The organism is Paraburkholderia piptadeniae (assembly GCF_900007165.1).
GTDB lineage: Bacteria > Pseudomonadota > Gammaproteobacteria > Burkholderiales > Burkholderiaceae > Paraburkholderia > Paraburkholderia piptadeniae.
Genome location: NZ_CYGY02000147.1, coordinates 1 through 11,379, shown reverse-complemented (window position 1 = coordinate 11,379; position 11,379 = coordinate 1). Strand labels below are relative to the sequence as shown.

15 protein-coding genes are annotated in these 11,379 nt (G+C 62.9%); 1 reads left to right on the top strand and 14 read right to left on the bottom strand.

Translation table 11 applies throughout. From position 1 onward, the window contains the following. Nucleotides 1-368: 368 nt before the first annotated feature. The 8 genes from BN2476_RS43140 to BN2476_RS43105 form a co-directional block, all read right to left on the bottom strand. Entirely contained in the window at nucleotides 369-1,745 is a 1,377-nt protein-coding gene (locus BN2476_RS43140) for a DUF8535 domain-containing protein (protein ID WP_087740235.1), read from the bottom strand. 7 nt (nucleotides 1,746-1,752) lie between these two features. Beyond that, entirely contained in the window at nucleotides 1,753-2,103 is a 351-nt protein-coding gene (locus tag BN2476_RS43135; RefSeq protein WP_152765880.1) for a hypothetical protein, read from the bottom strand. A 329-nt stretch (nucleotides 2,104-2,432) separates the two neighbouring features. Further along, a complete protein-coding gene (locus tag BN2476_RS43130; protein ID WP_087740234.1) occupies nucleotides 2,433-2,759 on the bottom strand; it encodes a TrbM/KikA/MpfK family conjugal transfer protein in 327 nt (108 codons plus the stop codon). Between the two features lie 10 nt (nucleotides 2,760-2,769). Then, complete coding sequence (locus tag BN2476_RS43125) at nucleotides 2,770-3,219, bottom strand: hypothetical protein (protein ID WP_087740233.1); 450 nt, start codon at nucleotides 3,217-3,219, stop codon at nucleotides 2,770-2,772. Continuing rightward, the gene (stbB, locus tag BN2476_RS43120) at nucleotides 3,219-3,929 is read right to left on the bottom strand and encodes a StbB family protein (RefSeq protein WP_087740232.1); all 711 of its coding nucleotides are present in this window, start codon (nucleotides 3,927-3,929) and stop codon (nucleotides 3,219-3,221) included. The genes BN2476_RS43125 and stbB overlap by 1 nt, the downstream gene beginning before the upstream one ends. A 69-nt stretch (nucleotides 3,930-3,998) precedes the next feature. After that, complete coding sequence (locus tag BN2476_RS43115) at nucleotides 3,999-5,669, bottom strand: LPD7 domain-containing protein (RefSeq protein ID WP_087740231.1); 1,671 nt, start codon at nucleotides 5,667-5,669, stop codon at nucleotides 3,999-4,001. Continuing rightward, entirely contained in the window at nucleotides 5,666-7,471 is a 1,806-nt protein-coding gene (locus BN2476_RS43110; protein ID WP_087740230.1) for a type IV secretory system conjugative DNA transfer family protein, read from the bottom strand. The genes BN2476_RS43115 and BN2476_RS43110 overlap by 4 nt, the downstream gene beginning before the upstream one ends. 187 nt (nucleotides 7,472-7,658) lie before the next feature. After that, entirely contained in the window at nucleotides 7,659-8,012 is a 354-nt protein-coding gene (locus BN2476_RS43105) for a hypothetical protein (RefSeq protein WP_087740229.1), read from the bottom strand. Nucleotides 8,013-8,040: 28 nt separating this feature from the next. On the opposite strand from BN2476_RS43105, the gene BN2476_RS43100 reads away from it, so the two are divergent. Next, nucleotides 8,041-8,391, top strand: a complete 351-nt coding sequence (locus BN2476_RS43100; RefSeq protein WP_087740228.1) for a hypothetical protein — start codon at nucleotides 8,041-8,043, stop codon at nucleotides 8,389-8,391. Between the two features lie 152 nt (nucleotides 8,392-8,543). Here the strand turns inward: BN2476_RS43100 and BN2476_RS43095 are convergent, their stop codons facing one another. The 6 genes from BN2476_RS43095 to BN2476_RS43070 all read right to left on the bottom strand — a co-directional run. After that, on the bottom strand, nucleotides 8,544-8,768 hold the full coding sequence (locus BN2476_RS43095) for a DUF3717 domain-containing protein (protein WP_235851233.1): 225 nt from the start codon (nucleotides 8,766-8,768) through the stop codon (nucleotides 8,544-8,546). A 177-nt stretch (nucleotides 8,769-8,945) separates the two neighbouring features. Continuing rightward, nucleotides 8,946-9,179 carry a hypothetical protein gene (locus BN2476_RS43090; protein WP_087740226.1) on the bottom strand — a complete coding sequence of 78 codons (234 nt, stop codon included), beginning with the start codon at nucleotides 9,177-9,179 and terminating at the stop codon, nucleotides 8,946-8,948. After that, nucleotides 9,176-9,430, bottom strand: coding sequence for a hypothetical protein (locus tag BN2476_RS43085; RefSeq protein ID WP_087740225.1), 255 nt, complete (start codon nucleotides 9,428-9,430; stop codon nucleotides 9,176-9,178). Before BN2476_RS43085 ends, BN2476_RS43090 begins: the two co-directional genes overlap by 4 nt. Then, a complete protein-coding gene (gene virB11, locus BN2476_RS43080; RefSeq protein ID WP_087740224.1) occupies nucleotides 9,427-10,464 on the bottom strand; it encodes a P-type DNA transfer ATPase VirB11 in 1,038 nt (345 codons plus the stop codon). The genes BN2476_RS43085 and virB11 overlap by 4 nt, the downstream gene beginning before the upstream one ends. Before the next feature lie 244 nt (nucleotides 10,465-10,708). Beyond that, complete coding sequence (locus tag BN2476_RS46230; RefSeq protein ID WP_143811224.1) at nucleotides 10,709-10,975, bottom strand: hypothetical protein; 267 nt, start codon at nucleotides 10,973-10,975, stop codon at nucleotides 10,709-10,711. A 20-nt stretch (nucleotides 10,976-10,995) separates the two neighbouring features. After that, nucleotides 10,996-11,379, bottom strand: a 384-nt coding sequence (locus tag BN2476_RS43070; protein WP_143811223.1) for a TrbI/VirB10 family protein, incomplete at its 5' end; no start/stop codon positions are given.

Below are 11,379 nucleotides of genomic sequence, written 5' to 3'. Positions count from 1 at the left end.
CCGGCTACATGATTATCAGTACCCGAATATCTCGACATTCTTGATGAGGCTGTGCGAGCCCGCAATGGCTGACAGCGCATCCTCAAACGGTGTGCTCCGATTGAGGGTCGCTGACTCGCCATGGTAAGCTTCCTGTCACGGTCGATCCCGTCTCCTGCCTGGATCTGGTCCGCAGTGCCCCGTTTGGACGACACCTCGCGAACGAAGGACAATACACACCCAGTGGTCCTCCCGGAAGCCCGCTCTCCGCTCTCTGTTGGTATCGTTCCGCGCCCTGAACGCGCGCCCGCAGGTCATCCATTCGGATGTCCATATCGCACAATACGCGATTAAACTTCGAGTGCGTATAACGAAGTGCAGCGGAATGGTCAGTCAGGCTTCGCCTGCGGCACGCCGGCGAGATGCAGGACCTTTGCAGCGACCCTGCGGAAAAACGCGTCGTCGCGCTCCTGCTGTGCATCGTCGTCAGCAACCTGATGCTCGATCAGGATGCCGCGGCGCTTCATGATTTCGTGCGTGCGCGATTTGCGTGCGAGGTAGTCAGGATCATCGGCACCCATCGTCTCGATGACGAGGCGATGCAACCGGGGCGCGACACCGACGGCTCCCGCCGATCGGAACGTCAGTTCGAAGTCGGGTCGGCACCACAGGCTCGGCTTGTCGATCTGCCTCACCTCGCGGTCAAAGAGCGGTTTCGAAAGCGTCACCCCGACGCCGTGCTTTTTAACCCATTCCATGAGACGGAATAGCAATTTCAGGGTGATGCGCTCATACTGACTGTCCAGGGGTACCGGTCGCGCAAACGAATGCGCATGCTGCGCGAACGCTTCGCGGAAGCGCGCGTTGCCGTCGCGATCGCGATCGACCACGGTGAGTACCCAGTACGGCGGCTGCGTCAGACGCTGATCGCGGCCGCCGGCGCGGATACCCTTTTCGGGGCGCACCACACACTCACCCATGCTGGTTTTCTTGATTGCACCGCCTGCGCGAATCTCGTCGGCAACGAACAGCAGGAGCGCACTGCGGGCCTTCATTTCCGGCCATGCCAGGGCGTCGATCTCCCTCATCTTCTCGTTGAGAGGGATCCACGGCTTGAGATACAGTATCTGTGAGAGCGTCAGCTCCGGGCTCAGCGCCTGACCGGCTGCGTATGCCTCGAACCGCTCCCACGATCTGGACTTTTCTTGCAACGCGTCGACGTGCAGCCGTGCAAAGTCCGCATCCTCAAGAAGCGTGTGCAGGATGCGTCCAAGGCGGGGCAGGCGACGGCCCCTCTGGCCAAAGGCGCCGTTTGATCCGTTCGAGCCGCCCGGACGCGCCGCGCCTTCATGCAGATTATCCAGGTAGTCAAGCGCATCGCTCACCGGTCTGAGCGGATGGTGCTGGCCTGGCCGCGCGGGATCATCGTCCAGTCCGACGTTTTCCGATTCCGGCGTCTGACGGAACAACGCCAGCGCGCAGCGGTGTTCGCCGTACTGATGCATGCGTACGAAATGACGCGGCCCCTCCTCGCGCACCCGGGCGGTCAGTCGCGGCCGGCTAGCCCCTGCGCCGACGCAGTCGCACTCGAGCCAGAGACGCACGTGTCGCCCGTCGTGCATCTCCTCGAGAACGGCTTCCACGAGCCTCACGTCCTCAGGCCGCACTTCCTGTCCCTCGCCGCAGAAGCGGCGGACGGCTACGGCTTCTTCAGCGCTCAGGTACCGCCTGACCGTATCGGGGTGATCGCGCTCGACAAGATGCATGATGCGTTCAGCGCGAAGGCCGCGCGAGCATGGCGAGACTGCGCACGCTCGCCAGCGACGCCTCATAGCCCCGCAACGAGCCATGCATCTGGCGGGTGATGGGTGGCGTCGCTACAGTTGTCGATGTGCCCGCGTCCGTTGCGACTGTAGATGGTGGCCGGGGCGCGAGCGACAGGCGCTCGAAGCCAATGATGCGTGATGAATGGCTGCTCATACGCACAAGGCCTTCTTCGACGAGGGTGCAAAGCATGTCGTTGATCTGCGCCGACGACGTATCGAATCGACGGGCCAGTTCACCCGCCTGGTACTCGCGCCCCAACTCCATGGTCTGAATCAGTTTTGCAGAAGTGAGTTTCATCGTATTCCCCCTGAAACAGCGCTGGCAGTGTACTGCCGTCGCCACGGTCCCGTCACCCGATGCGTGGCTTGCACAGCGCCCAACGTGGCCCCCGCCGTCAGCTGCGGGCATGACGCTTCATTGCGGTTCGACGGCCCGGTGCCTGCTCAGTTGGATGCGCCGAACTGCTCATGCCGGCTACACGATCATATCCACCGCGGTTTTGCCGACGACGGTCGATTCGCCCGGCTACTGTTGTACACACATCCGGCTATATGAAAATGACGCCGGCGGATAAAAAGCCGTGCTGCCCGGAGGCAGGCCATTCGCCGGCCCCTGAAAGACATGATTCACGGGCCGTTCTCGACGGCGCCGTACTTCGCGTTTATCGAGCTCTTCTGGTCGCTTCCAGCCGAACGGCACTGGTTAAGGAAATCACCGCGCGCGCTCGACGTGCCGCTCAGATCGAAATGGCCGTGGTGATAACGCACGATGGAAAAGTAGTTCGCCTCGTACCGGCTGCAGTCTCGACCACCATCGCCGCCCTGCATCAGTCCGGCAAGGCAGAGCACTGCCCCGCACGCGCTCTGGTTGTCATTGTCAGCCCGCGCCGGTGTGACGCCTGTGAGCGCGGTGCATACCGCCACCGCGACCACACAAGAGATTTTGGATGGCATGGAACGACTCCTATGCGCGGATCAGATGCAGTGCCGTGATCGCGCCGACCGAGAGCGCGGCCGAGCCAAGCGCTGCACAGACGACCCATATCGCCAGCTCGAGGCGACCGATACCGCCGCAGTAATTCTCTTCGCGCAGCACGTCACGCAGTTGGCCCCGCACGCGCCCGCTTGCCTGGTCGTACTCGCGCAGCGCGAGCTCGCCGAGCAGCTGATCACGCGCCTCGGCGAAACGGCCTGCCTCGGCGAGCACGCCGGTGGTTGAGACGTTAAAGTCCTTGAGGAACCGCTCGTAACGCGACGTAAAGCGCAGCAGCGTCAGTTCGCCGTCATCCTTGAACTGTTTGCCGCTCGCCTGGAGCAGTTGTGTCAGCTCTTTCACGTCGCGACGCAGGCGGGACAGCTCGCCCAGCACTTCGCCGATCAGTTCCTCGCGGATCGAGTCATCTGACGCGCCCATCAGCGCACCAACACCTTGAACACATCATCCAGTTCTGTTGTAACCCGGCTCGCCAGGCGTTTCAGTGCGACCATCTGTCGAATGTGCGCTTTTTCAGCTTCCGATGCCCCATTCTCCATTGCCTCTGCGTTGAGCGCGACATAGTCGCGCGGATCATCGCGGATTTCGATGATCGATCTGTCAAAACCCTTGATCCTTTCGAAGATCGGGTTCTCGTAGATAACGGCGTCACGATGCATCGAAAAAACGTCGCTGCGGGAGTGGAACTCGAACAGCCTTGCGAAGCCCCGGTTGAGGTCCTGTTTGCGGTCAACCATATTCATGACCAGGCGGATCTTTGACGCGCGCACGCCCAGATCAGAAAGCGCACGCAGCGTTGCGATCGTGTCGACCTGCTGCTTGGTGGTCGATACAGCCGGCACGATGAAGAGATCGAAGTCTTCATGGGATCCGTCATAGCTTCGCATCAGACCTACAAAATCTTCGACATTCGATGCGCCCACATCGACGACGGCGCTTTGCAGCGTCATCAGCTCGTCCTGCAGCTCATCGAACTGCGACCCGCGCAACGCGCCTTCCTTTTCGCGGTCATCCGAATTGATGGATTCGATCGGGATCACTTCAGCGCCGGGCAGACGCGGCGCAAGCAGATGGTGTGCAACGGTGCTTTTGCCAACGTTGCCCGAGAAATTGATAACGGCAATCTTCATGGTGCAATGTTCCTTACCGGTTAATAGGGAGTGAGCGCATCACCGCGGCCGCGCGCCAGACGGGTTCAGCTACGGTTCGAGTTCAAGCGGCGGTGCTTCGGGACCCGCTTCCTGTGATGGGTGCCCGGAGGTCTCATGAGCTGGCTGCTGTGCAGACTGGGAGAGCCCGCGCTGTTCGCGCTCGATCTGTTCACGCACGGCCTCGATCGTCGCCTCGCTGACCTGCGGCATCGGCACGTCCAGCGGCCGGTTCGCTGCTCGCGCCTCGGCCACGGCGCTCTCGAACTCCCCCATGACCTTCTCCTGCTGCTGCTCGGGCAACGCCCTGATCTCATCGCGCAGGACCTCTCGCGCGGCCTGTTCCTTGATGCGCTCCCGCGCCGCGTCGAGCGCCGCTCGCTGTTCCTTTGAGTACTGCCAGTTGCCGTTCAGGAAGCGTTCGCGCGCTTCGTTGATCCGCCGCCGCTCGTCGCCTTCGCGGCGTGCGCTAGCAAGCGCCTCACGCTGCTCGCGAGTAGGCAGGCCCGGCATGTCCGGCGAGGAAACCAGCCATTCGTTACGGCGGCTCGTGACAGTCTTTGGCGCGATCTCGTTGCCCTGCACGTCGAACTGCCGCTGCTGGGACGTGACCGTCCTGCTGCCGCCTTTTTCGAGCTCGACCTGCTGGCCGACCTGCACACCGGCCTCGCTAATCGCGCGTTCGAGGTCCAGGCCCCACACCGTGCGTTCGCCATTGACGGTGCGCACGGTCGCGTAATAGCTCGGGTTCTGTTTGGCGTCGTGGTTGAATGGTGCCGGCCCGTGCGCGACGAGCACGCCCGCGGTCACACCGGCTGCCGGCTGCTCGAGCGAGGAGGACGGCGGCGCCGCCCGCGGGCTGGGGCTCGCGCGGCCGGAGCGCTGTGTTCGCTGCGCCGCCGGCGCACCAGCGATCGGGCCTGCGCCTGAGCGGGCCGCCGGACGCCGCACGGGCTTTTCAGGGCCGGCAACGTCGGGCCTGGCGCCTGCCGCGGTCTCGACGGTGTTGATGCGTGGACCGTTCGCATCGCCAGCCTGCTCGCCGGCGCTGATGCGCATGGCCTCGCGCGCAGCCGTCAACATCGCGCGATCCAGTTCCTTCGGCCTGAAACCACGCGTCGGCGCGCCAGCGAGTTCTGCCGCAATCCATGCCTGCCGGCGGAATTCCTCCGTGCCCTTGAGCTGCAGCTCGCTCCAGTTCTTCGCCTTCGCGACTTCCACCATGTGCGCGATCACGCTGCGGTCCTCACTGGCCGTCGCGAGCGTGCGGCCGGTGTCCTCGAAGTGCACCGTCTCACTCTTTCGATCCAGAAACTTCCCGTCATGCGCAACATACTGGTTGCTGACTGACTTCGGCACGTCGTAGCCGGTTTTCTCGAAGATCGGTTTCGGGTGGCTGCTGTTCTGCGTCGGCCCGTCTTTCCTGCCGATCAGCCGCCCAGTGCCTTTAGCCGTTTTCACCCCTTCGCTGCTCTGCGCATCGCTCGATGCACTGGGTCTGAGCAGCCGCCCAGCCCGCTCGCGATCAGCGGCGCGGATCTTCTTCAGGCGCTCTTCGGTCGTGCTGTCGACGGGCGTTTCCGGATGGCGCGGTACAGCCGCTGCTTCCGGTTCGTTCGCAGGCGGCGTGGTGCGCGCGCGGATGGCCGAAGCATCGTCAGCGTTGGCCGCGCCGCGCTCGTGGTGATCAATCTGGTCGGCCGGAAATTCGATCTCGTTCATGCGACAACTCCTTGTTCAGGCTGCTGATCAGGTTGCGGGGCGGCTTGCGAATCGGAGTGCGAACCGGTCTGCAACGCGGCTTGTGAACTGGCTGTATCCGCCCGTGCGGAAGCAGCCGCATCGGGCAGTACCTCGCTCAGGTACGGCATCAGCCGGAACAGCGCGGCACGGATACTGCCGCGGTTAGTCAAGTGCCCGGCGGAGAGCACGCCAATTTCATGTTCGCGGACATCGCGCACCCCGGCTGTCTCTGCCGTGCCCGCTGCAGGCTCAATCTGGGCGCGACGCGCGGCATTCTGCGAGTGCCACCACTGCTCGACATCGATCTGCGGCACGGGCGCACTGAGTTCGCGCGCAACAAACGCGGCGTGCTTCATCTGCTCCTCGTTCGGGAACTTCGGTCCGAACCCGAACCACGCACGGCGACGGTTGGTCTTTTCGAGAGTGGCCATCACCCCCTGCAGGTAGGGACTCAGCTGGACCAGGCGGTCGACGAGCTCGGCATCCTCGTAGAAGTACGCCTTGTCGCACAGGATCGGTTCGCAACCATCGATCGTGATGATCTGCTTGCGGCTGGACAGGGCCCGCAGTTCCTGCGGCAGCATCAGCGGCCGACCGTGCTCGGTCTCGTTCGTACTCGTGGACGCGCTGCGGCCGCGGCTGCGGCTGCGAGAGCGTGACAGATGCGTGAACGTGCCCAGCATCTTCGAATACTCTTCCGAGTCCTTCAGCGTGCGCGGCGCAAAGAGGCTGCGCATCTTGCAGTTGATCGCCAGCGTTTCCGCACCGTGCCTGCCGTACAGCTTCGGATCCTCGAGCTGCGACATGCCGTGGAAAATCAGCATGAGCCGCAGGTTGAAGCCGGCGATGAACGCGTTGGCCGTATCGATGATGTCGATCTTTCCCGGTGCCGCAAACTCATCCATCATCAGCGCGCACTGGTACTTGAGCTCCGGATTCTCGGCAGGCTGCTCACGCGTGTTCAGGTCGATCAGCTGTGAGAAGAAGAGATTGACGAGCAGCGCGCCCGCCTTCAGGTCTCCCGGCTTGATACCAACGTAGATCGATGTGCGTTTCTTTCGTACGTCGCCCAGATGGAAATCCGAACGGCTCGTCGCCGCATCGACGACGGGATTGCTGAACACGTTCAGCGGCGCCGTCATCGTGGATACAATATTGGCGAACGCTTCCTTCGACTGCGACAGAAAGCGGTTGAGCGCATCCAGACACTCGAAGCTCAGGGCAGGCAGCGTGTCGGTGGCGTTCGCGCGCGTACTGACGATCGACGAGACATGCTCGCGAATCGCGCGGCCCTTGCCGGAGGCCTGCCGCAACACTTCGCCGAACGTGCACGGCAGCGATGGCGTTTCGAGGAGGTACAGCACGATCCCGATGAACAGGTTTCGGGCATTGTCATTCCAGTACCTCAGGCGCGCGTCGACATTCGACGGATAGAGATGCTCGCCGATCGTCATGACGTCACCCACGCGCGTATAAGCCGGTCGGCCAGCGATGTACTCGAGCGGGTTGTACGCATGCGAGCGGCCGTTTTCGGAAAACGGTGACCACAGGTAGACCTCGTGGCCGCACTTCCTGCGGTAGCCGGACGTGTACATGAAGTTCTCTTCCTTGATGTCCTCGACGACGACCGAATCGGGATAGGTGAGAAGATTCGGGATCACCATCGAGACGCCTTTCCCCGAGCGCGTGCCAGCGGCGAGCATGAGGAAGTCCTGGCCGCGATACTTCAGATACTCGCCCCTGTATTTGCCGACGATGAATGGTGGATACGTGTGGGACATGGTGTTTACCTCGTGGATAACGTGAGGAGAACAACCGGGCTTGCAGCCACACCGCATGCACGAAGATCCACATTCCAATGGGCCTCGCGCCGCGCCGGGCCCGCAGCTGCAGACAGGCGACGCAGCACCGGCAAAACGGTCATACCAGGCCGCGTTGGCATAGCGAGAGTCGAATCTGGCTGCATGATCACTTTTCCAGCAGGCCGGCCTTCACGATGTCCCGGCGCGTGGCGAAGCGCGCATTGCCGAACTGCGCGATACGTCCGCGCGAGTTCACCAGCGCGATCGTGATCGTGATCGCGGGCATGCAGCCAATGACGGCTGACAGCAGCGTGCAGACAGAGAGAGCCCGCCTCACCGCAGGGACCTCGCCCCACGCCTGCCAGTAGTCGTAGAGCGTAAAAATACCAACCGCGTCCTGTGGCAGCTTCTGCATCTTTGCGAAAAGCAGTCCGCCGAGATATTGACCGAGCGTCACTGCGGCCGCGACGATCACCAGCACGACCAGACACGGAATGAGAATGCGGAGATATTTCGGCATGGTTCGCCCCTGAGTGCCCGGTCGCTTCATGGTTGCGCTGATACCCCCCAGCATTGAACTCGGCAGCGCGCTTCATCGGCAGACCGTCACGCTGATCGGCGGCCGCGATCAGCAGGTGCAGGCCAGCGGCCGTCCCGTCGTCGCAGTATTGGAGCACGGCCTGTGCGGCATGCAGTGCCGGCACGCGCGCGAAATTGAGTCGTACGTCGCAACGCAGGCGATCGATGAGCCCGCGGTCTTCCTCCCGGTGATTCAGCACCTGCGGCGGATGCCCAGCACACGCGGCCGCTTCCCTGTTGATAGAAGTCGTATCGGGCATCATGCCGTCGGCATGCGGAAGCATGCGCAGCACAATCCCGAGCACGGTCCTGCGCGGTAACGCGAGGTTGACCGCCTTCCCGCGTACCGACTTGCCGCCCCGCTTGACCTCGCAGACCGCGAAGCTTACGTGGCCCGGAAGATCCGGCCCGTAGCCCGAGCCACCCTCCGCTCCGATCACACTGTCACCAACGTGGAATAGCGGATGTGTTGTCACGCCTCTTTCTCCGTTGCGCGAGCCGTTCGACTGAAACGCAAAAGACGCAGCGCAGCGCGCTCGGCCTCGTCGAGCTCGCCCTCTTCTATGCGTGCACTGCCCTGTGCGATTGCCGCACCATAGAGCCGTGCAAGCGCACGGCCCTCACTGCTCGCCGCGAACGCCTCTTCCGACGCCGAAGCGCGTCGCCAATGGCCTATCGCGGCTTCGATATCACTCATGCCAATATTCATCCGGCCTCCCGCATCGTTTCATGAAGCCGGCCGTCGAGCAGCCGGTCGCCGCCCTCGTGCCGACCTTGACCGGCACACATGGGTCAACGGGTGGGCTGTCGACCCGGGCTCGCCATCCAGGCAGCGGATTCGACGTCTTTTCCGCCCATTCGACTGGCGACCGGCTCATCGCGCATCCGCCTTCATCCAGTAACTGCGGACGCCACGCGCCCATGCCCATCCGTACACAAGGCTCAGTGCAAGCACCCCATACTCGTGTGCGTGCCACGCCATGACGAGCCAGAAAGGCTGTGCGGCAAGCCCGAAGACGCAGGCCCAGCGACGCCGCTGCTCGCGCGGGTCCTGCGACAGGAACACCGCCGCGACGCCGAACAGGCCAATCACAATTTGTCCGATCACGCCATACGCTCCTGCGTCGCGCCGGAAACCGTTGCTGCCGTCAGCTCGGCGTGCCGCGACTTCGCCGCGTCCGCTGTCGCAAACCGGCCCTGTGTTTCGTTTCCATGCCAGAGCATGTAGGTCCACACGCCGTCGATGCGGTAATGCGCGATCGACCAGCCGCCGGGATGCACGAGCGCATGGTCGCCATCCCGTTGCCAGCCGCCGTGCGGCGCCGTCGGGCCGGTGCGTGATACAGCGCGCTCTTTCATGCGATGCCTCCCAGCAGCTGCCATTTGCCCACCGGGTCGTACCAGATCTCCGACAGGCGCTTGTCGCGCATGAAGAGCACGAGATCAACGGTCACGCGGACCTGATCCATGATGAATTGCCAGTCGAGCGTCTGACCCACCACGCTCTGCTTGATCAGCGTCGCGATACGGGAGTGGGCCGATCTGGCGTCGTTGCAGTGAACGGTCGTGATACCGCCGGGCGTACCCGTGTTGAGCAGCGTCATGTAGTCCCATGTCTCATCGCCACGCAGCTCGGCAAGGAACACGCGATCGAACTTCATGCGCAGCGTCGAGCGCACCAGTTGCTTTGCCGGCAACGTATCGCTGAAAAACATGTGCACGCGGTTCGGATGGTTCGGCAGCGACAGCTCCGGCGTATCCTCGATCGTGCCAATCCGCTCATCAGACGGTACGAGATCGGACAGGGCCTTGTTGAGCGTCGTCTTGCCGGAGCCGGTGCCACCGGCGAGCACAATATTGAGGCGGTTCGCGACGGCGAGCTCAAGCAGGCGCGTGACGTTGCGCTGGCGCTGCGCCTCAAGCATGTCCTGCTCGAACGGCTGCAGGTCGAGCGATGCCGACCCCTCCCGGCGCGGCGACATGTCCTGGTAGCCTGCAAACCCGCCGTTGCGTTCGTATTCGTCAACGGAAAACCGCTGGTTCGATGGAATCCGGATGGTGATCGAAATCGTGTCCTGCTCGCACGCAGGCTGCATCAGCACGTGAGCGCGCTGACCGTCGGGAAGGACCACCGGGTGAATCGGTTCCTTCGTCGAGAACTTGCCACCCTTCATCACCGTGAGGGCGTTGGCGAGCTTGAAGCAGGCGTCGAGTGTGCAGGCGGGCGCCTCGTGCCGCTTCCATCCGGCTGATCCCTGTGTCCATATCTCGCCGGGCCGGTTAATGGCCACCTCGGTGAGACTGCCGTCAAAGAAACTGGCGACACCCATCTGCCGGAGGAAGCTGCGCGCGATGGTGCCCTTTTCGATGACATCGATAACCACTGCACTCATATGTACTCCTTCATGATATGGCTGATGCAAGCTGGTAAAAAAAAGCTTTCCGGATCGCCGTCCGTGCGATCCCGCCTCTGTGGCGTGCAGTTCGACTTGAACCGGGACCCGGTACAGTCGCCCGTCGCAGGCACGCTGCTCGCCAGATCGCGCGACGTTCGCGCAGGCGACATCGAGACAACCGTCGCTACTGGCGCGATGGACGTCGCCAGATGGTCGACTTCCATCGCGTTGTCGACTGTGGTCAGTACCTCCCGCCGCTGTGCCTGCTGTGAAAGCGCAGGGAATAAACCCGCCCCGGCACGGCGCGGTGTCGAAAGGGTGGTTGTTGCGAGACAGTTAGTTGCATCCATAAACACGTGCTCGTCGCCAATCCGGCGCAGCGGTAGAAGGTCAGACAGCTGGTACGGCCGGCGCGCATCGACCTTTCGTCGCGCAGCTTCTCTTCGAACGCATCACGCTCGCCACCTTGAAGCGGGAAAGAGTCGGGAAACGGGATCTGCAGTTCCATCGTGATATTCCTCACGTTGGTCAGTGTCGGGCCGCCGGCGCAATCTCGCTGCCGTCGCTGTCAACGTTCTCGTACACGCTGCTCAGGTCAACATCGCGCGCAACGAAGATGTTGATCAGGGATCCCTGGTTTGAATAAGCGCTGGGCGGGATGTTGATCGTTTGACGCAGCGTCTCTGCGGCGACGTCCTGCGTCGCGTTCGAACTGTTCGAGAAGGTAATGGTCTGGCCCGCTCCGATCGCCTTGTTCGCGAGCGCCTGACCAAAGTCGCCGATGAGGCTCACCATCAGCGCCCCCTTGAAGCGGAGCCAGAAATGCTCGTCGATGTAGGCGGGAATGCCGGCCGCCCCGAGGGAATCGGTCGCCGGCGAGTTCATGGGAATACGGACATCGCCGTCGTCGAT